The sequence below is a fragment of the Azonexus sp. R2A61 genome (genome assembly GCF_021401135.1).
GTDB lineage: Bacteria > Pseudomonadota > Gammaproteobacteria > Burkholderiales > Rhodocyclaceae > Azonexus.
The window spans coordinates 234,618-252,323 of record NZ_JACBFO010000001.1 but is presented as its reverse complement, the minus strand read 5'-3'; the positions used below and the strand labels follow the sequence as shown (position 1 = coordinate 252,323).

At 64.0% G+C, this 17,706-nt stretch carries 21 protein-coding genes; 10 read left to right on the top strand and 11 right to left on the bottom strand.

Translation table 11 applies throughout. The features are described from left to right. The first annotated feature begins 98 nt into the window (after positions 1-98). Positions 99-764: an OmpA family protein gene (locus L0962_RS01255; protein ID WP_234082706.1), complete on the top strand. Its 666-nt coding sequence runs from the start codon at positions 99-101 to the stop codon at positions 762-764. Positions 765-815: 51 nt separating this feature from the next. On the opposite strand, the gene L0962_RS01250 is transcribed toward L0962_RS01255, so the two are convergent. The 3 genes from L0962_RS01250 to L0962_RS01240 are packed head-to-tail and all read right to left on the bottom strand — an operon-like array spanning position 816 to position 3,186. Further along, on the bottom strand, positions 816-1,277 hold the full coding sequence (locus tag L0962_RS01250; protein ID WP_234082696.1) for an SCP2 domain-containing protein: 462 nt from the start codon (positions 1,275-1,277) through the stop codon (positions 816-818). Between the two features lie 12 nt (positions 1,278-1,289). Then, positions 1,290-2,174, bottom strand: a complete 885-nt coding sequence (locus L0962_RS01245) for a U32 family peptidase (RefSeq protein WP_234082692.1) — start codon at positions 2,172-2,174, stop codon at positions 1,290-1,292. A 4-nt stretch (positions 2,175-2,178) separates the two neighbouring features. Next, positions 2,179-3,186, bottom strand: a complete 1,008-nt coding sequence (locus L0962_RS01240; protein ID WP_234082689.1) for a peptidase U32 family protein — start codon at positions 3,184-3,186, stop codon at positions 2,179-2,181. Between the two features lie 121 nt (positions 3,187-3,307). Here L0962_RS01240 and L0962_RS01235 point away from each other — a divergent pair, with 121 nt between their 5' ends. Beyond that, a complete protein-coding gene (locus L0962_RS01235; protein WP_234082686.1) occupies positions 3,308-4,204 on the top strand; it encodes a response regulator in 897 nt (298 codons plus the stop codon). Positions 4,205-4,214: 10 nt separating this feature from the next. Here the strand turns inward: L0962_RS01235 and L0962_RS01230 are convergent, their stop codons facing one another. From L0962_RS01230 to L0962_RS01205, 6 genes are read right to left on the bottom strand one after another with little or no spacing between them, the layout of a single operon-like run. Continuing rightward, entirely contained in the window at positions 4,215-5,132 is a 918-nt protein-coding gene (locus L0962_RS01230) for a septal ring lytic transglycosylase RlpA family protein (protein WP_234082682.1), read from the bottom strand. After that, positions 5,129-6,232 (bottom strand): rod shape-determining protein RodA, encoded by a 1,104-nt coding sequence (rodA, locus tag L0962_RS01225; protein ID WP_234082679.1) that lies wholly within the window; start codon positions 6,230-6,232, stop codon positions 5,129-5,131. Before rodA ends, L0962_RS01230 begins: the two co-directional genes overlap by 4 nt. Beyond that, a complete protein-coding gene (gene mrdA, locus L0962_RS01220) occupies positions 6,219-8,150 on the bottom strand; it encodes a penicillin-binding protein 2 (protein ID WP_234082675.1) in 1,932 nt (643 codons plus the stop codon). The genes rodA and mrdA overlap by 14 nt, the downstream gene beginning before the upstream one ends. 10 nt (positions 8,151-8,160) lie before the next feature. Next, a complete protein-coding gene (gene mreD, locus L0962_RS01215; protein ID WP_234082662.1) occupies positions 8,161-8,682 on the bottom strand; it encodes a rod shape-determining protein MreD in 522 nt (173 codons plus the stop codon). Continuing rightward, positions 8,683-9,597 carry a rod shape-determining protein MreC gene (gene mreC, locus L0962_RS01210; RefSeq protein ID WP_234082658.1) on the bottom strand — a complete coding sequence of 305 codons (915 nt, stop codon included), beginning with the start codon at positions 9,595-9,597 and terminating at the stop codon, positions 8,683-8,685. It lies immediately after the preceding gene. Between the two features lie 25 nt (positions 9,598-9,622). Then, positions 9,623-10,666: a rod shape-determining protein gene (locus L0962_RS01205; protein ID WP_234082645.1), complete on the bottom strand. Its 1,044-nt coding sequence runs from the start codon at positions 10,664-10,666 to the stop codon at positions 9,623-9,625. Positions 10,667-10,772: 106 nt separating this feature from the next. Here L0962_RS01205 and gatC point away from each other — a divergent pair, with 106 nt between their 5' ends. From gatC to gatB, 4 genes are read left to right on the top strand one after another with little or no spacing between them, the layout of a single operon-like run. Then, complete coding sequence (gatC, locus tag L0962_RS01200; RefSeq protein WP_234082641.1) at positions 10,773-11,060, top strand: Asp-tRNA(Asn)/Glu-tRNA(Gln) amidotransferase subunit GatC; 288 nt, start codon at positions 10,773-10,775, stop codon at positions 11,058-11,060. After that, positions 11,057-12,529 (top strand): Asp-tRNA(Asn)/Glu-tRNA(Gln) amidotransferase subunit GatA, encoded by a 1,473-nt coding sequence (gene gatA / locus L0962_RS01195; protein ID WP_234082638.1) that lies wholly within the window; start codon positions 11,057-11,059, stop codon positions 12,527-12,529. The genes gatC and gatA overlap by 4 nt, the downstream gene beginning before the upstream one ends. Positions 12,530-12,531: 2 nt before the next feature. Then, positions 12,532-13,062, top strand: a complete 531-nt coding sequence (locus L0962_RS01190) for a hypothetical protein (protein ID WP_234082635.1) — start codon at positions 12,532-12,534, stop codon at positions 13,060-13,062. A 12-nt stretch (positions 13,063-13,074) separates the two neighbouring features. After that, a complete protein-coding gene (gene gatB / locus L0962_RS01185) occupies positions 13,075-14,526 on the top strand; it encodes an Asp-tRNA(Asn)/Glu-tRNA(Gln) amidotransferase subunit GatB (RefSeq protein WP_234082632.1) in 1,452 nt (483 codons plus the stop codon). Here the strand turns inward: gatB and L0962_RS01180 are convergent, their stop codons facing one another. Beyond that, on the bottom strand, positions 14,527-15,162 hold the full coding sequence (locus tag L0962_RS01180) for a hypothetical protein (protein WP_234082630.1): 636 nt from the start codon (positions 15,160-15,162) through the stop codon (positions 14,527-14,529). Then, positions 15,155-15,796, bottom strand: coding sequence for an orotate phosphoribosyltransferase (gene pyrE / locus L0962_RS01175; protein ID WP_234082626.1), 642 nt, complete (start codon positions 15,794-15,796; stop codon positions 15,155-15,157). The genes L0962_RS01180 and pyrE overlap by 8 nt, the downstream gene beginning before the upstream one ends. A gap of 43 nt (positions 15,797-15,839) precedes the next feature. Between pyrE and L0962_RS01170 the strand changes: the two genes are divergently transcribed. The 4 genes from L0962_RS01170 to L0962_RS01155 all read left to right on the top strand — a co-directional run bounded on the left by L0962_RS01170 (position 15,840) and on the right by L0962_RS01155 (position 17,704). Continuing rightward, positions 15,840-16,637, top strand: coding sequence for an exodeoxyribonuclease III (locus tag L0962_RS01170; RefSeq protein WP_234085026.1), 798 nt, complete (start codon positions 15,840-15,842; stop codon positions 16,635-16,637). A gap of 65 nt (positions 16,638-16,702) precedes the next feature. After that, a complete protein-coding gene (locus tag L0962_RS01165; RefSeq protein ID WP_234082622.1) occupies positions 16,703-17,017 on the top strand; it encodes a YqjD family protein in 315 nt (104 codons plus the stop codon). A 4-nt stretch (positions 17,018-17,021) separates the two neighbouring features. Continuing rightward, a complete protein-coding gene (locus L0962_RS01160; RefSeq protein ID WP_234082608.1) occupies positions 17,022-17,423 on the top strand; it encodes a phage holin family protein in 402 nt (133 codons plus the stop codon). Beyond that, positions 17,420-17,704, top strand: a complete 285-nt coding sequence (locus L0962_RS01155) for a YqjK-like family protein (protein WP_234082604.1) — start codon at positions 17,420-17,422, stop codon at positions 17,702-17,704. The genes L0962_RS01160 and L0962_RS01155 overlap by 4 nt, the downstream gene beginning before the upstream one ends. Positions 17,705-17,706 lie beyond the last annotated feature (2 nt).

The following is a 17,706-nucleotide window of genomic DNA, read 5'->3' as shown; positions in this document are numbered from 1 at the left end:
ATCCGGGTCGGTGAATACAGGGGGCCGACCGGCCCCCTTTTGCGTTGTGCTTCGTCGGTTTGCGGGCGAAGCGACCATCGGAAATCAGGAGAGAGAACATGCGTCATACGATCATCGCGCTGACCGCCGTCAGTCTGGCCGTCAGCGGTTGCGCGAACATGGACGAAACCCAGCGCGACACCTCGACCGGTGCCGCCATCGGTGCGGTGGCCGGTGCCTTGATCGGCGCCGCCACGTCGAGCCGCTCGGATCGCGGCAAGGGCGTGGCGATCGGTGCGGTGGCCGGCGCGGCGATCGGCGGCGGCGGGACCTATCTGTGGTCCAAGCGCATGCAGGAACAGCGCGCGGCGATGGAGCAGGCGACGCGCGGTTCCGGCATCGAAGTCAGCCAGACGGCCGACAACCAGTTGAAGCTGGACATTCCGAGCGACGTTTCCTTCGATACCGGCCGCTACGACATCAAGCCGGCGATGCGGCCGGTGCTCGACCAGATCGCGACGACGCTGAACCAGCATGCGGTGACGCGGGTGACCGTTGTCGGGCATACCGACAGTACCGGTTCGGATGCGGTCAACAATCCGTTGTCGGTCAATCGCGCCGCGGCGACGCGCGATTACCTGAGTTCGCGCGGTGTGGCGATGAGCCGGATGAGCATCGACGGTCGCGGCTCGCACGAACCGCTGGCCGACAACACGACGGCGGCCGGCCGGGCGAAGAACCGCCGGGTCGAGATCTTCGTCGCCGAGAGTGCGCCGGCCCGCTGAGTCCGGCATTTCTGCCCGGTTTCTGCGGTCGACCGCAGAAACCGGGAAAAATCAGTGGCCGGCCAGCGGCAGCCCGGGCAGGCGCGGACGGAGCTGTGAGAACTCGATGGCGTCGAGCATGTTCTTGACGATCAGGCCCAGTTCCGTGTCGCCGGTGATTTCCAGTTCGCGGTTGAAGAACAGCGTGTCCGGGTCTTCCTGGCGGGTGAGCAGCTGCAGGTAGGCCGACAGGTTGGCGGCAAAGGCCAGGTCCGGTTCGCGCGCCGGCTGGAAGACCGGGCGGAACAAACCGTCGCGATAGGTGTAGTGGGCGATGCCGCCGGTGTCGCGGACGTGCACGCGGAACAGCTTGTCTTCCAGTGCGGTCAACGTGTCTTCCGGCAGCAATTTGAGCTTCAGCACGAGGTTCAGTGCCGCTGCCATGTGCAGCGAGTGCGGCCATTGCGGCAGGCGGCTGCCGATCGTCGCGACGAAGGCGGGCAGGCGGAATTTCGGAATCTGGAAGGCGCTCATGGCGGGCTCCGGTCAGGAAGGAATCAGGTGTTGCGCGATGCCGGCATCGCCATGCCAGTAGCCGTCAACGAGGCCGTTTTTGGCCCAAAGGCTGCGGTCGACCGCAGGAATCCGGCGATTTCTCGCCGCGTCGAAGGCGGCGATGATGTCGGTCATGCCGTCCTGTTGCGGGCTCAGACGCACGGCGTCGATCTCCAGCGCCAGCAGTTCGGGCATCGCATCGAGCAGACAGTAGGTTTGCGCCGACATGGTCTGGATGCCGTTGATGCACAGGAAATCCTGGCCTTCGCGCGTTTTCAGCGTCAGCCCCTCGGGATGGTCGAGGCAACGGAACTGGCAGTCGTCCTTGTTCAGTTCGTAGTGACGCGCGGTGAAACAGCGTGCCGAGAAGGCCAGCGGCAGCTTGCCGAAGGCGAAGACTTCGGTTTCGACGCCGGCCGGCCGGCTGCGGTGCAGCGCTTCGATCAGCGTGCGCGGCGCTTCCAGCGGCGGCACCCAGCGGCGCATGCCGTAGCGGGCGAAGCTAGCCAGCGTCGCCTCGTTGTAGATGTTCAGGTGCGGTCCGGCGACGAAATTCTTGCCGGCGACCAGGTTGACCGCGCCAAGGTCGTTGGCTTCGACCTGGCAGCCGGCATCGTCCACCAGCCGGCGCAATGCCTTCAGGTCGCTTTCCGATTCGAGCAGCGCCTGCGCCGAAACGACGACTTCCTTGCCGGCGTCGCGCAGGTCGCGCGCCAGGCCGATCCAGTCGGTAGTGCGCAGTTGCTGGCGGCGCGAGCAGACGACTTCGCCGACATAAACGGTGTCGATGGCCGGATTCTCGGCGATGCCGGCATAGAATTCGAGCACTTCGGCCTTCGGCCAGAAGAACAGCAGGGGTCCGAGCGACAGTTTCACGGGTTTATCTCCATGGCCGGTTGTAGGCGCCCAGCGTGGCCTGGCTGCCTTCCGAGACCTTGGCCAGCTCGGCCTGCCAGCCCGGTTTGACCTGATAGCGGCCGGCGCCGTCGCGCAAGCTGTCGAGCGCCGCGCGCAGGGTTCGGGTGACCTGCGTGACGTAGGCCGGGCTGCGCTGGCGGCCTTCGATCTTGATCGCCCGGACGCCGATCCGGATGATCTCCGGCAGGATTTCCAGCACGTTCAGGCTGGTCGGTTCCTCGAGCGCGTAATAGGTTTCGCCCTGCACGTCGAAGCGGCCCTTGCACAGCGTCGGATAGCCGGCCGGTTCGTCGTCGGCGAAGCGGTCGATCAGGATGCCGTTGAGCCGCGTTTCCATGGCCCCGGGCTGCTTGTCCCATTTGACGTACTTGGCCGGCGAGCAGGCGCCGACGGTATTCGGCGATTCGCCGCAGGCGTAGGACGACAGCCAGCACCGGCCTTCGTTCATCACGCACAGGCTGCCGAAGCCGAACACCTCGATTTCGACCGTGGTGTTGCGGATCACGTTTTCGACCTGGGCCAGCGTGAGCACCCGCGGCAGTACCGCGCGGCGGATGTCGAATTCGCGCTGGCAGAAATTGATCGCCTCGTAGCTGGTGGCCGAGCCCTGCACCGACAGGTGCAGACGCTGCTGCGGGTGCTTGTTGCGGGCATAGTCGAGCAGCCCGACATCGGCCAGGATGATGGCGTCCACGCCGAGGTCGACGGCGTTGTCGACGGCATGTCGCCAATGGTCGACGCGGCCGGCCTGCGGGAAGGTGTTGATCGCCATCAGCACTTCGCGGCCTTTGCCGTGGGCGTAACGGATGCCTTCGGCCATGGTCTTTGCATCGAAGTTCAGACCGGCGAAATTGCGGGCGTTGGTATCGTTCTTGAAACCGAGGTAGACGGTGTCGGCACCGTTGTCGACGGCCGCCTTGAGGGCCGGCAGGCTGCCGGCCGGGCAGACGAGATCGGGCAGGGAAGACATGATTCGCGTCGAAAAGCTGAATCGGGCAGTATAGCCAGCCGTCGCCGCTTGCCATTGATCCTTGTCAAAGCCGGTTGCCGTGCTAGCATGCGTTCTCCCCGCTTCGCTTCCGGAGTCCGGCATGTCCAGTCAGCGTGTCCTCGTCGTCGATGACGAACCGCTCAACCTGTTGCTGATCGAGAATTTCCTCGAGGAAGAGAACGTCACCCTCGAGACCTACAGCGATCCGCTCGCCGCGTGGGATCGGCTGCAGGACGAAACGGCGGATTTCGCGCTGGTCATCCTTGACCGCCTGATGCCGGGGCTCGATGGCCTCGAACTGCTGCGCCGGATCAAGCGCGAGCAGCGTTTCGCCGAAATCCCGGTGATCATGCAGACTGCGGCTTCCTCGCCCGACCAGGTGCGTGAGGGGCTGGAAGCCGGCGCTTACTACTATCTGACCAAGCCTTATGCGCCCGAGGCGCTGATTTCCATCGTCCGCGGTGCGCTGGCCGACCGCCAGGGCCGGCTGACGCTGCGTTCGCAGGCCTCGCGTTTCGAGGAGGCGCAGCGTCTGCTGACCGCTGCCGAGTACCGTTTCGCCACGCTCGACGATGTCAGCCGCCTGGTTCCGGTGCTGGCCGACCTGTGTCCGGAGCCGGGCCGGGTGGCGCCCGGCTTGTCCGATCTGATGGTCAATGCCGTCGAGCACGGCAATCTCGGCATCACCTACCGCGAAAAGGCCCTGCTCAAGTGGGAGGGCGACTGGGAGGCGGAAATCCGGCGCCGCGCCGAACTGCCGCAGTTCAAGGGGCGCATGGCCTCGGTGCGGGTTGAGCGGCACGGCGACCGGATCGAATTCACGATTGCCGACGAGGGTGCCGGATTTGCGTGGCAGAAGTTCCTGGAATTCGATCCCGAGCGGGCATTCGACCCGAACGGGCGCGGTATCGCCATGGCCAGGATGACCAGCTTCAGCCGTCTCGAATACCGGGGCGCCGGCAACGTCGTCGTGGCGACGGTCGGCGTCGCCGGGTGAGCGGCTCCGCTCAGCGGATCACGATCGACGGCTTGACGCCTAGACTGGCGCGGATGCGCTCGACGACGGTTTCGGCGGCCAGGCGGGTGGGATAGGGTCCGACCTGCAGGCGATGCAGTTCGCCGGCCTTGAGCAGATGCACCGGTTCGTTCAGCCAGTCCAGTTCGCGCGTGATGTGCAGCCGGAAATTGTCGGCGTTGTCGGCATTGGAAAATGCCCCCAACTGCAGGTAGACCCCGGCAGGCAAGGCTTTTTCGACGACCGGCGGCGGTGGCGGGGGGAGCGTCCTGGCCGGGGGCGGCACGGGTTGGGCTGAGGCGATGGCCGTTGCCTCGCCGGGCAGGATCGCCTCGACTTCGACCTGACCGCTGCCGCCCTGGATCAGCCCCAGCTTGTAGGCGGCGGTATAGGACAGGTCGATGATACGGTCGGCGTGGAACGGGCCGCGGTCGATGACGCGGACGACAACGCTGCGCCCGTTCTGCAGATGGGTGACGCGGACATAGGACGGCAGCGCCAGTGTCGGGTGGGCGGCGGTCATCGCGAACATGTCGTAGGGTTCGCCGATTGACGTCTTCTGGCCGTGGAACTTGCGGCCGTACCAGCTGGCGATGCCCCGCGCCTTGTACGGCGAGACGCTGGTGTTCGGCACGTAGCGCTTGCCGAACACTTCGTAGGGGCGCAGCGCCGGTTTGTGCAGTGGCTCCCAGCGCGGTTCGGCGTCCGGCGTCAGTTCGAGGTTTTCCGGAATGTCGTCGGCCGGGCCGTCGTCCTTGTAGTAACCGCCGCCCTTGATCGCCGGCCGGGTTTTTGCCGGTGCCGGCTTGTTGACCGCAACATCGGGTTTTCTGGTCGGAGTGTCGTATTCGGGGGTGGTGCCGCAGGCGGCGAGCAGCAGCAGCGACAGGGCGGGGACGAGACGTTTCATTTCTTGACCAGCATGCGGTGGGTGTGGATGCTCATCAGCACGCCGATGCCGACCATCAGCGTGACCAGCGCCGTGCCGCCGTAGCTGACGAAGGGCAGCGGTACGCCGACCACGGGCAGGATGCCGGAAACCATGCCCATGTTGACGAAGGCGTAGATGAAGAAAACCAGCGTCAGCGCACCGGCCAGCAGACGCGAAAACAGGGTCGGCGCGGCGGCGGCGATGGCTAGCCCGCGCCCGATCAGCAGCGTGAACAGCACCAGCAGGATGCCGTTGCCGAGCAATCCCCATTCTTCCGAAAAGACGGCGAAGATGAAGTCGGTGTGCTTCTCGGGGATGAATTCCAGGTGGGTCTGCGTTCCGTTCAGCCAGCCCTTGCCCAGTCCGCCGCCGGAGCCGATGGCGATCGTCGACTGGATGATGTGATAGCCGGCGCCGAGCGGGTCCGAGGTGGGGTCGAGCAAGGTCAGCACGCGCCGCCGCTGGTAATCGTGCAGCATGGTCCAGGCGAAAGGCAAGGCCGCACCGGCAGCAGCGCCCATGCCGATGATGACCTTCCATGGCAGGCCGGCCAGGAAAATCACGAAAAAGCCGGAGGCGCCGATCAGCAGCGAGGTGCCCAGGTCGGGCTGCTTCAGAACAAGCAGGATGGGGATCATCAGGATCGCCGAGGCGATCAGGAAGTGCCGGGCCTTCAGTGCCGACTCGTATTTATGGAAATACCAGGCCAGCATCAGCGGCATGGCGATCTTCATCAGTTCGGAGGGCTGGATGCGCGTGAAGCCGAGCGACAGCCAGCGGCGCGATCCGTTGACCACGACGCCGAACAGCGCAACGCCGACCAGCAGCACGACGCCGGTCACATACAGCGGCACGGCGAAGCGCATCAGCGTCTGCGGCGGAGTCCGCGCCACGGCAAGCATCACCACGAAGGAGACTGCCATGTTGATGATCTGCTTGTCGAGTTTGTCGAAGCCGTCGCTGGATGTCGCCGAATAGACGGTGAGCAGGCCGATGCCCATCAGCGCCAGGACGATGGCCAGCAAGGGCAGGTCGAGATGGCTGAACAGATTGAGCAGGAGCCGTTTAATGGCCTTCATGACCGTCCTCCTCCTCGATGACTGCGCCGGCGTCGCCTTCCACGTTCTCGGTTTCCGGTGCCGGGCCGCCGGGGACCTTGCCGGTCAGGTAATAATCGAACACCTGACGGGCGATCGGCGCCGCCGACTGGGCCCCGAAGCCACCGTTCTCGACCATCACGGCGAGCACGATCTTCGGCTGATCGACCGGGGCGAAGGCGACATACCAGGAGTGATCGCGAAGTTTTTCCTTGAGCGCGCCGGCGACATATTTCTGGCCGCTTTTCAGACTGAACACCTGGGCCGTGCCGGTCTTGCCGCCGGATTCGTAAGGGGCTCCGGCAAAGGCGCGCGAGCCGGTACCTTCCTTGACGACGCCGGCCATTGCCCGCTTGATGAAGTCCACATGCTCGGGCTTCAGGGCGATCTGGCGGATCGGCTGTGCCTCCACCAGGCGCACTTCACCGGTGGTCGGATTGGTGATCGAATGCACCAGATGCGGCCGGAAGACCCTGCCGTAACTCACCACATTGGACAGCGCGTGGGCCATCTGCAGCGTCGAATAGGCGTTGTAGCCCTGGCCGATGCCGACCGAGATGGTTTCGCCGGAATACCACTTGCGTTGTTCGGGACGCTTGAAACGGCGCTGTTTCCATTCGGGTGACGGCAGGATGCCGGTGGCTTCGCCCGGAATGTCGATCTCGGTCTTGCGACCCAGGCCGAGGTCGCCCATGAAGCGGGCAATGGTATCGATGCCCATGTCGTTGGCCAGCATGTAGTAATAGGTGTTGCAGGAGACGACGATGGATTTGTTCATGTCCACCATGCCGTGGCCACCGACCTTGTCATCCATGAATCGGCGGTTGCCGAAATTGAAGTAGCCGGGATCGGCGATCGTCTGCGCGGCGGTGCGCTTGCCGGTGGTCAGTGCACCGAGCGCCATCAGCGGCTTGAAGGTCGAGCCGGGCGGGTAGGTGCTGTAGATCGCCCGGTTGAGCAGCGGCTTGTCGGCATGGTTGTTCAGTTCGTCCCAGTCGTCGAAACGGATGCCGTCGACGAACAGGTTGGGGTCGAAGGCCGGCGAGGAAACCAGCGCCAAGACCGCGCCGGTATTCGGGTCGATGGCGGTCAGCGATCCGCGGCGGCCGCCGAAAGCCTGTTCGGCGACACGCTGCAGCGTCGCGTCGAGCGTCAGCTGGAGATTGTTGCCGGGCGTCGGTGCGGTCTGCGACAGAATGCGTACGGCGCGGCCGCCGGCATCGACCTCGACCTGCTCGTAACCGGCGGTGCCGTGCAGTTCGTATTCGTAATGCGCTTCCAGGCCGACCTTGCCGATCTGCTCGGTGCCTTTGTAGTTCGCGGCCTGGCCGTCGGTCTCGATGTTTTCCTTGTCCTTGGTGTTGATCCGGCTGATGTAGCCGATGGCATGGGCGGCCAGGGTGTTTTCCGGATATTGCCGGAACAGCCGGGCCTTGATCTCGACACCGGGGAATCGGTAGCGATGGGCCGCGAAACGGGCGACTTCCTCGTCGCTGAGACGGGTGCGGATCGGGATCGATTCGAAGTTCTTCGATTCCTCCAGCAGGCGCTTGAAGCGTCGCCTGTCCTTGAGTTCGATTTCGACGATCTCGGCCAGCCCGTCGATCGTTTCCTCGAGGCCCATCGTCTTGGCGGGCGTGATTTCGAGCGTGAACGCCGAGTAGTTTCGGGCCAGCACGACGCCGTTGCGATCGATGATATTGCCGCGGTTGGGCATGATCGGCACCAGCGAGATGCGATTGCTTTCGGCGCGGGTCGTGTAATAGTCGTATTGCAGGATCTGCAGATAGACGAAACGCGCAAACAGGACGAGGAAGCACAACAGCACCAGCACGCCGGCCAGCAGCGTGCGGTTGCGGAAGCGGTCGATATCCTGTTCGTTCTGGTAGAAATCGCTCATCGGCGGGCGTTCAGAGCGGCCGGTTCTCGTCGCGCTCGACCGGCTGGTATTGCGGCAGGAGCAGCAGGAAGGTGGCCGGAATCCACAGGAAGGCAGCGATGAAGGGGCCGATCAGGAATCCCCAGCCGGGAAAATCGGCGCCGGTCATCAGGCGCATGGTCAGCTGGATGACCTGGCAGCCGATCAGCAGCGGCAGAATCTGCAGTGCCTGCTGGCCGATCGGGAACCACAGGATGCGTCGTGACTGGGCGGCGGCGGCATAGGCGAGCAGGATGTAGGCGAAGCAGTGCTGACCGAGCACCGCGCCGTCGGCGACATCCATCGCCAGACCGAGCACGAAGGCCCAGCCCATGCCGACGCGCCGCGATTCGCGGATGCTCCAGAAGCACAGGACCAGGGCGGCCCAGTCCGGGATGCCGGGCCAGTGGCTGGTCGGCAGGAAGTTCATCAGCAGCGCGACGAACAGGCTCAGGATGATGAACCAGGGCCGGACCGGCAGCAGGATGCGCGAGGAGGAAAAGGTCGGTTGCATTTACTTGGCCGCTTCCCGGCTCGGTGCGCCGGTATTGCTGCGGCGACCGTCGGATTCCGGCGGTCTCGGCAGTTGTTCGGCGCGCGGGGCGAGAATCATCACCTCGCCGAAATTCTCGACCGCGGCGATCGGCTCGCAGCGGATGCGGGCGAAGGAATAGGAGTTCTCGCGTTCGATGCTGACCACCTTGGCCACCGGGAAGCCCGGCAGGTAGAGACCGTCCAGGCCGGAGGTGACGAGCAGGTCGCCTTCCTTGACGTCGGCGTTGGCCGGGATGTAGCGCAGTTCGAGCTGGCCGTTGCCCAGGCCGAAGACGACCGAGCGCTGGCCGCTGCGTACCAGTTGTACCGGCACCGATTGATCCTTGTCGGTGATCAGCGTGATCTCCGCCGAGAACGGGAAGACGCGGGTCACCTGGCCGACGATGCCGCCTTCGTCGATCGCCGGCTGGCCGGCGATGATGCCTGCCTGCTGGCCCTTGTCGATGACGATACGACGGACGAAGGGGTCGCGCGCGGTGTACATGATCTGCGCCACCTGTCCCTTGGCTTTCTGGCGATCGCGCATGTCGAGCAGCTTGCGCAGCCGTTCGTTTTCGCTTTCCAGATGTTCCAGTCGCTGCAGGTTCGGTGCGGTGGTCAACTGCGCCTGCTTGAGCCGGGTGTTGTCGGCTTGCATCTCCTGCAGACCGTGCAGGTAGGCCGCAGCGTAATCGACCAGGCTGCCCGGCGTCTGGGCGACGCGCTGGACCGGGTCGACGAACAGGCTGAGCGTCTGGCGGAACAGGTCGAGGCTGCGGAAGCGCAGGTCGACGACGAACAGCGCCAGCGAAATTGCGACGTAGAAAGTCAGAAGGGCCAGCGGTGCTGGCCCTCGTTTGAAGAACGGTGGCGGAGCGTGGTCGATGCCGGCCATCGCGTCAGTCTGCTGCGGTCAACCGTCAGTCGGAGGCAAAAATGCTGCCGAGCTTGTCCATCTTCTCCAGCGCCATGCCGCAGCCGCGGGCGACGCAGGTCAGCGGTTCGTCGGCGACGATCACCGGCAGGCCGGTTTCTTCCATCAGCAGACGATCGAGGTCGCGCAGCAGCGCGCCGCCGCCGGTCAGCACCATGCCCTTTTCGGCGATGTCGGCACCGAGTTCGGGCGGCGTCTTTTCCAGCGCCGACTTGACGGCGGAAACGATCTGGTTGAGCGGGTCGGTCAGCGCCTCGAGAATCTCGTTCGACGAGATCGTGAACTTGCGCGGGATGCCTTCGGCCTTGTTGATGCCGGAGACTTCCATTTCCATCACTTCGGCGCCCGGGAAGGCGGAACCGATGGTCTTCTTGATGTTTTCGGCGGTGTTCTCGCCGATCATCATGCCGTAGTTGCGGCTGATGTAGTTGATGATCGCCTCGTCGAGCTTGTCGCCGCCGACGCGGACCGAGCCGGCATAGACCATGCCGCCCAGCGAGATGACGCCGACTTCCGTCGTGCCGCCGCCGATGTCGACGACCATCGAGCCGGTTGCGTCGGCTACCGGCAGGCCGGCACCGATGGCCGCGGCCATCGGTTCCTCGATCAGGTAAACCTGACTGGCGCCGGCGCCCAGCGCCGATTCGCGGATGGCGCGGCGTTCGACCTGGGTCGAGCCGGAGGGGACGCAGATGATGATGCGCGGGCTCGGGCTGAACAGCTTGGAGTCGTGCACCTTCTTGATGAACTGCTTGAGCATCTGCTCGGTGACCGTGAAGTCGGCGATCACGCCATCCTTCATCGGCCGGATGACGGTGATGCTGCCCGGTGCCTTGCCGAGCATTTCCTTGGCTTCGCGGCCGACGGCCTGGATGGTTTTCTTGGCGTTGGGGCCGCCTTCGAGGCGGATCGCAACGACCGACGGCTCATCGAGGACGATCGAGCGGCCGCGTACGTAAATCAGCGTGTTGGCCGTGCCGAGGTCGATGGCGAGGTCGTTGGAAAAATACTTGGAGAGGAATCCGAACATCTGCTGTGCTCCGCGCTGGGGGATGCGGTAGATAAAGCTTTTATGATACCTTACAACGCTTTCGATTTTAAGACTTTGTGCGCTGCAAAAAGTCTTTTTCAAGCCCATGTCGCTCACATTAGAACAGGTTCGGCGAATCGCCCATCTGGCCCGCATCGAGGTCAGCGAATCGGAGGCGCAGACCACCCAGGCGCACCTCAACGGTATCTTCCAATTGATCGAGCAGATGCAGGCCGTCGATACGGCCGGCGTCGAGCCGATGGCCCACGCGCAGGACCTCAGCCAGCGCCTGCGCGACGATGTGGTCAGCGAGCCCGATCGGCGTACCGCCTATCAGTCGGTCGCACCCGAGACCGAAGCCGGCCTCTATCTGGTGCCGAAGGTGATCGAATGATCGCCAAGACACTCAAGCAACTGTCGCAGGCCCTGGCGGCCAAGGAAGTTTCCAGCGTCGAGCTGAGCACGCTGTTCCTCGAGCGCATCGAGCGCCTGAATCCCGAAATCAATGCCTTTGTCACGGTCGACCGCGAGAAGACGCTGAAAATGGCCGCCGAGGCCGATGCGCGGATCGCTGCCGGCACGGCCGGCCCGCTGACCGGCGTGCCGATCGCCCAGAAGGACATCTTCTGCGCCGAGGGCTGGACGACGACCTGCGGCTCGAAGATGCTGGCCAATTTCGTGTCGCCCTACGACGCCACGGTGATCGACAAGATGCACCGGCAGGCCGGCCTGGTTTCGCTGGGCAAGACCAACATGGACGAGTTCGCGATGGGCTCGTCGAATGAGACCTCGTACTTCGGTCCGGTCAAGAATCCGTGGGACTTCACCCGCGTGCCGGGCGGTTCGTCGGGCGGTTCGGCGGCCGCGGTGGCGGCGCGCCTGGCGCCGGCGGCAACCGGTACCGACACTGGCGGTTCGATCCGCCAGCCGGCGGCGTTGTGCAACCTGACCGGTCTGAAGCCGACTTACGGCGTGATTTCGCGTTACGGCATGATCGCGTTTGCGTCCTCGCTCGATCAGGCCGGTCCGATGGCCGTTTCGGCCGAAGACTGCGCGCTGCTGCTGAACACCATGGTCGGCTTCGACGAACGCGATTCGACGTCGCTCGACCGGCCGGTCGAAAACTATGCCCGTCTGCTCGATCAGCCGTCGGCCGAGCAGCCGCTGGCCGGTCTGCGCATCGGCCTGCCGAAAGAGTTCTTCGGCGAAGGCTGCGACGCTTCGGTGATGGCCGCGGTGCAGGAAGCGATTGCCGAATATCGCCGTCTGGGCGCGTCGACCGTGGAAGTCTCGCTGCCCAACTCGCATTTGTCGGTGCCGGCGTATTACGTCATCGCGCCGGCGGAGGCCAGCTCCAACCTGTCGCGTTTCGACGGCGTCCGCTACGGCTATCGCGCGCCGGACTACGGCAACCTCGACGACATGTACATGAAGACCCGCGCCCAGGGGTTCGGTGCCGAGGTCAAGCGCCGCATCCTGATCGGTGCCTATGTGCTGTCGCACGGTTACTACGATGCCTATTACCTGCAGGCACAGCGCATCCGTCGCTTGATCGCCAACGATTTCGTCGAGGCCTTCAAGTCCTGCGACGTCATTCTCGGGCCGACGTCGCCGTCGACCGCATTCCGGCTGGGCGAAAAGGCGGCCGATCCGGTGCAGATGTATCTGTCGGACATCTACACCATCGCCGTCAATCTCGCCGGCCTGCCCGGCATGTCGCTGCCTTGCGGCTTTGCCGACGGTCTGCCGGTCGGCATGCAGCTGATCGGCAACTATTTCGACGAAGCGCGTCTGCTCGACGTGGCGCATCGCTACCAGCTGGCGACCGACTGGCATCAGCGCCGGCCGGTCGGCCTGGATTGAGGATGTGGCGGCGCTGGCTGGCATTGGCCGTGATCGGGCTGGCCGCCTGCGCCGAAACCCCGAAAGCACCGGATGCCCCGTCAGCGACCGCGCCGACGGAAGCGCCGACGGCTAAGGAAGAGACGCCGAAATTCAAGAATTCGACCTTGAAATACCTCGCCAACCGCAACCTAAAACCGCAGCCGACGCGGCCGCTCAACGTCAAGTCGCGTTGCAGCAGTCGTGATGCGGTCGGCACGGCAACCCGTCTGAACCTGCTGGTCAAGGAAGCCGAAGTGAAGACTTTCGACGCCCAGATCAATATCAAGGGACACGGCGCCTGCCACTTCAATCTGGCCGATTTCACGCAGGAAGCGAAACTCCCGCAGGCCTTCCTGCGGCACAAGCAGATGCACGACTGCACGGTGCGCATGTGGGAGCAGGGCAAGGAAGTGACGATCGCCTTCAACAGTTGCCAGAAGTCCTGCGAAGGCCAGGCTTTCGATTATCTTTGGCCGGTCATCGTCGATGCGAAGACCGGACGCTGTCATTGAACGGATGAAACCATGAATCAGTGGGAAGTTGTCATCGGCATCGAAACGCACGCACAGCTGGCGACCGTGTCGAAAATCTTTTCCGGCGCCTCGATCGCCTTCGGTGCCGAGCCCAACACGCAGGCTTGCGCGGTCGACCTGGCCCTGCCCGGCGTTTTGCCGGTGTTGAACAGGAAGGCCGTCGAGTGCGCCATCCGCTTCGGCCTGGCGATTGGCGCCCAGGTTGCGCCGAAATCCATTTTCGCGCGCAAGAACTACTTCTACCCCGACTTGCCCAAGGGCTACCAGATCAGCCAGTTCGAGCTGCCGGTCGTGCAGGGCGGTGCGATCACCGTACAGGTCGGCAGCGGCGACAAGGCTTACGAAAAGACCGTCAACCTGACCCGTGCCCATCTGGAAGAAGATGCCGGCAAGTCGCTGCACGAAGACTTCCAGGGCAAGTCGGGCATCGACCTCAACCGGGCCGGCACGCCGCTGCTGGAAATCGTCACCGAGCCGGACATGCGCTCCTCCGACGAGGCGGTGGCCTACGCCCGTGCACTACATGCGCTGGTGCGCTGGATCGGCATCTGCGACGGCAACATGCAGGAAGGCTCCTTCCGCTGCGATGCCAACGTCTCCGTGCGTCGCCCCGGCGCGCCCTTCGGCACCCGGCGCGAGATCAAGAACCTCAACTCCTTCCGTTTCCTCAAGGAAGCCATCGATTTCGAAGTGCAGTGGCAGATCAACGAGATCGAGGAAGGCCGCACCATCCAGCAGGCGACCGTGCTCTTCGATCCGGATACCGGCGAGACGCGGATGATGCGTAGCAAGGAAGATGCGCACGACTACCGCTATTTCCCCGATCCCGATCTGCTGCCGCTGGTCATTTCCGCCGACTGGGTCGAGCGCGTGCGTGGTGAATTGCCGGAACTGCCGGCACAGAAGCGCCAGCGCTTCGTCGAGCAGCTCGGCCTGTCGGCCTACGATGCGACGACGCTGACCGCCAGCCAGGAAATTGCCGATTTTTACGAGTCGACCGTAGCGGTTGCCGGACAGCTTGCCGCCAAGCCCTGCGCCAACTGGGTCATGGTCGATCTTGCCGCCCGCCTGAACAAGGACGGTCTGGACATCGCCCAGTCGCCGGTGTCGCCGCAGCAACTCGGCGGACTGGTGCTACGCATCGTCGACAACACCATCTCCAACAACATCGCCAAGAAAGTCTTCGAGGCCTTGTGGAGCGGTGACGGTGCGACGGCCGACGAGATCATCGAGAAACAGGGGCTGAAGCAGATCACTGACAGCGGCGCCATCGAGTCGCTGGTGGACGAGGTCCTCGCCGCCAATGCGGCGAACGTCGCTGAGTACCGCGCCGGCAAGGAAAAGGCGTTCAACGCGCTGGTCGGTCAGGTGATGAAGGCGGCCAAGGGCAAGGCTAACCCGCAGCAGGTCAACGAACTGCTGAAGAAGAAACTGGCCGGTTGATCAGCGTGCCGGTGGCAACTGGCCGCGCAGGCTGCGCCTGCCGGTCAGTTCGTAGTAGCGCTTGCGGTCCGCGTCGTACTTGGCTCGGATTTGCGCCAGATCCTTTTTCTTCATCTCGATCAGTTCGCTCTGCAACTGGATTTCGTGTGCCGTGGCGCGCAGGTCGCGGTCGAGGTCGCCGGGCATCGGCTTGCGCTTGTAGAACTCGGCTTCGTTGGCCAGCTTGCGGTGCCGTCCCTGCGCGTCGCTCAACTTGGCCTGGGCTGCCCGGATCGAGAAATTGATGTCGTCTTCCGCCTTCTGCTGCGTCAGATCGATGTCGTCCGGCGTTGCGTAGGTGTCGAGCAAGGCCTGGTCAAAGCGGCGCTGCTCGCGTTGTGCGTCTTCCATCTGCTTGCGTTTGCGCGCCTCTTCCGCGGCAGCGGCTTTCTGCTCGGGGGTCTGTTGCGGACCGACGGTCTTGACCAGGTTGCCGGCCCGATCATAGATGCGATGGGCCAGCCCGCGACATTGCGGCGGTAGCGAGTCACCGCACAGGCGACCCTGTCCGGGGGCGTCGCAGCAGAACAGTCCCTCCCCTGCCCAGAGCGGCGAGGTGACGGTCAGTGAGAGAAGGAGCAGAAGTTTCTTAGGCATCGATGCCGTAACGTTCCCGGTAGGCTGCCACAGCGGTCCGATATTCGGCGAAGCTCGGGTTGTTCTGCAAATAGGCCATAAGGTCGCCGAGGCTGGCGACAGCGATGACCGGAATGCCATAGTCGCGCTGTACTTCCTGTACGGCCGACAACTCGCCCTGACCTCGTTCCTGGCGGTCGAGCGCGATCAGGACGCCGGCCGGCGTGGCGCCGGCGGCGCGAATCAATTCGACCGATTCGCGTACCGAGGTGCCGGCGGAAATCACGTCGTCGACAATCAGGACGCGGCCGGTCAGCGGCGCACCGACGATCATCCCGCCTTCGCCATGATCCTTGGCTTCCTTGCGGTTGAACGCGAAAGGATAGTTCGTGCCCTGGGCCGCCAGCGATACGGCGATCGCGGCAACCAGCGGAATGCCCTTGTAGGCCGGACCGAACAGCATGTCGAAGGGGAGGCTGCTGGCGGCTGCCGCTTTGGCGTAGAATCCGGCGAGTCGACCGAGCGAGGCGCCGTCGTTGAACAATCCGGCGTTGAAGAAGTAGGGCGACATCCGCCCTGCCTTGGTCTTGAATTCGCCAAAGCGAAGCACCTTGCAGTCGAGGGCGAATTCGATGAAATCCTGACGAAAATCCATAAAACTCCACAAACGGCGCAGTCACGGCCGACAGATGAAGACAATGTTACGCATCATCTCGCTGAACCTCAACGGCATCCGTTCTGCCTGGAACAAAAATGTCCTGTCCTGGGCTGCTGCCCAACAAGGCGATGTCTTCTGTCTGCAGGAATTGAAGGCGCAGTTGCCCGACCTGTCGGCGGAGATGCTGCAGCCGGACGGCATGCACGCTCATTACCACTGCGCCGAGAAAAAAGGCTATAGCGGTGTCGGACTGTGGTGCCGGACGCCGCCCCAGCGGGTCATCGAAGGCTTCGATGGCGCAGAATTCGACGCCGAGGGGCGCTACCTTCGCGCCGATTTCGGCAATCTTTCGGTGATTTCGCTTTATTTGCCTTCCGGTTCTTCGTCGCCGGAGCGTCAGGAAGCAAAGTTCCGCTTTCTTGAGCTGTTTTTCCCGCAAATGCAGGCCTTGCATGCGGAAGGCCGGGAAATCGTGATCTGCGGCGACTGGAACATCGCCCATCGGGAAATCGATCTGAAAAACTGGAAGTCGAACCAGAAGAATTCCGGGTTTCTGCCCGAGGAGCGGGCCTGGCTGAGCAAGGTCTTCGACGAACTGGGCTGGGTCGACGTCTATCGCCGCCTGCATCCGGAGGCAACCGATGCCTGCTACACCTGGTGGAGCAATCGCGGTCAGGCCTGGGCGAAAAATGTCGGCTGGCGCATCGACTACCAGATCGCCACCCCGGGAATCGCGGCCACGGCCCGGCAGGCTTGCGTTTACAAGGACGAGCGATTTTCCGACCATGCGCCGTTGATCGTCGATTATGACTTCCCGCTTTCCGCCGATGCGATTTGATTTAAGCCGCCGGACGGGCTAACCTGTCCCTTCCGCACAACCCCGTTCAACAAAGAGGTTTCCAAATGTCCGAACAAATGACTGCTGCCAGCAAGGATAAGCTGGTCTCCGACCTGAAGGTCGTCATCGCCGATACCGAAGAACTGCTGCGCGCGACGACCGGCCTGGCCGGCGAGAAGGTTGGCGAATTGCGTGAGCGTCTGGGCGTCCGTCTGCGCGATGCCAAGGAACGCGTGATCGATCTGGAACATGCCGTCATCGACAAGACCAAGGCGGCTGCCCGTGCCACCGACGATTTCGTGCACGATGAGCCGTGGAAGGCCGTTGGCGTTGCCGCCGTGCTGGGCCTGGCCCTGGGCGTGCTGATCGGCCGTCGCTGACCGGATGACCGGGAACACTACCGGCGAGACGGGCCGCGAAGGCCTGTTCGCCGGTCTCCGGAACCTGTTCGCCACGTTGCTCAGCATCGGGCGGACGCGCGCCGAACTGCTGGTGCTCGAGATCGAGGAGGAGAAACTCCGGCTGATCTCGATGTGGAGCAAGGCGATCGGCGCCGCGTTCCTGTTCGCCATCGGCCTGATCATGGCGGTCTTCAGCATCGCGCTGGCCTTCTGGGAGCAGCGGGTGCTGGTTTTCGGCCTGTTCGCGGCCGTCTTCATCGGCACTGCGCTGTTGCTGGTCGCTTCGTTGCGGGCCCAGGCTCGCAAGCCGAGCCGGCTGTTCCGCAGCAGCCTGTCCGAACTCGACGAAGATATTGCGCAATTGCGCGGTCGACCGCAGGAATGAACGAAAAACACCTGCGTCTCGCCGAACGTCGCGGCGCCTTGCTGGTCCGCGTCGGTCAGCAGCGGGCGGACTTCGCCCGGCATGCGGCTTCGCTGGAGTCGGTACTGGCTTACGGCGACGCGGCCCTGCGCGGTGTCGATTGGTTGAAACGGCATCCGCTGGCGGTCGGCGCGGCAGTCGCCGCGAGTTTCGTCGCCCGGCCGAAGCGCGCCCTGCGCTGGTTCCGGCGGAGTTTTTTCCTGTGGCGTGGCTGGCAGGCCATCAAGGCGCGGCTGGGCTGAAC

Bases quoted from the DNA above. Each gene is read 5' to 3' on its own strand.
- L0962_RS01255 (WP_234082706.1), top strand. From the start codon at position 99: ATGCGTCATACGATCATCGCGCTGACCGCCGTCAGTCTGGCCGTCAGC.
- L0962_RS01250 (WP_234082696.1), bottom strand. From the start codon at position 1,277: ATGAGCGCCTTCCAGATTCCGAAATTCCGCCTGCCCGCCTTCGTCGCG.
- L0962_RS01240 (WP_234082689.1), bottom strand. From the start codon at position 3,186: ATGTCTTCCCTGCCCGATCTCGTCTGCCCGGCCGGCAGCCTGCCGGCC.
- L0962_RS01235 (WP_234082686.1), top strand. From the start codon at position 3,308: ATGTCCAGTCAGCGTGTCCTCGTCGTCGATGACGAACCGCTCAACCTG.
- L0962_RS01230 (WP_234082682.1), bottom strand. From the start codon at position 5,132: ATGAAACGTCTCGTCCCCGCCCTGTCGCTGCTGCTGCTCGCCGCCTGC.
- rodA (WP_234082679.1), bottom strand. From the start codon at position 6,232: ATGAAGGCCATTAAACGGCTCCTGCTCAATCTGTTCAGCCATCTCGAC.
- mrdA (WP_234082675.1), bottom strand. From the start codon at position 8,150: ATGAGCGATTTCTACCAGAACGAACAGGATATCGACCGCTTCCGCAAC.
- mreD (WP_234082662.1), bottom strand. From the start codon at position 8,682: ATGCAACCGACCTTTTCCTCCTCGCGCATCCTGCTGCCGGTCCGGCCC.
- mreC (WP_234082658.1), bottom strand. From the start codon at position 9,597: ATGGCCGGCATCGACCACGCTCCGCCACCGTTCTTCAAACGAGGGCCA.
- L0962_RS01205 (WP_234082645.1), bottom strand. From the start codon at position 10,666: ATGTTCGGATTCCTCTCCAAGTATTTTTCCAACGACCTCGCCATCGAC.
- gatC (WP_234082641.1), top strand. From the start codon at position 10,773: ATGTCGCTCACATTAGAACAGGTTCGGCGAATCGCCCATCTGGCCCGC.
- gatA (WP_234082638.1), top strand. From the start codon at position 11,057: ATGATCGCCAAGACACTCAAGCAACTGTCGCAGGCCCTGGCGGCCAAG.
- L0962_RS01190 (WP_234082635.1), top strand. From the start codon at position 12,532: ATGTGGCGGCGCTGGCTGGCATTGGCCGTGATCGGGCTGGCCGCCTGC.
- gatB (WP_234082632.1), top strand. From the start codon at position 13,075: ATGAATCAGTGGGAAGTTGTCATCGGCATCGAAACGCACGCACAGCTG.
- L0962_RS01180 (WP_234082630.1), bottom strand. From the start codon at position 15,162: ATGCCTAAGAAACTTCTGCTCCTTCTCTCACTGACCGTCACCTCGCCG.
- pyrE (WP_234082626.1), bottom strand. From the start codon at position 15,796: ATGGATTTTCGTCAGGATTTCATCGAATTCGCCCTCGACTGCAAGGTG.
- L0962_RS01170 (WP_234085026.1), top strand. From the start codon at position 15,840: ATGTTACGCATCATCTCGCTGAACCTCAACGGCATCCGTTCTGCCTGG.
- L0962_RS01165 (WP_234082622.1), top strand. From the start codon at position 16,703: ATGTCCGAACAAATGACTGCTGCCAGCAAGGATAAGCTGGTCTCCGAC.
- L0962_RS01160 (WP_234082608.1), top strand. From the start codon at position 17,022: ATGACCGGGAACACTACCGGCGAGACGGGCCGCGAAGGCCTGTTCGCC.
- L0962_RS01155 (WP_234082604.1), top strand. From the start codon at position 17,420: ATGAACGAAAAACACCTGCGTCTCGCCGAACGTCGCGGCGCCTTGCTG.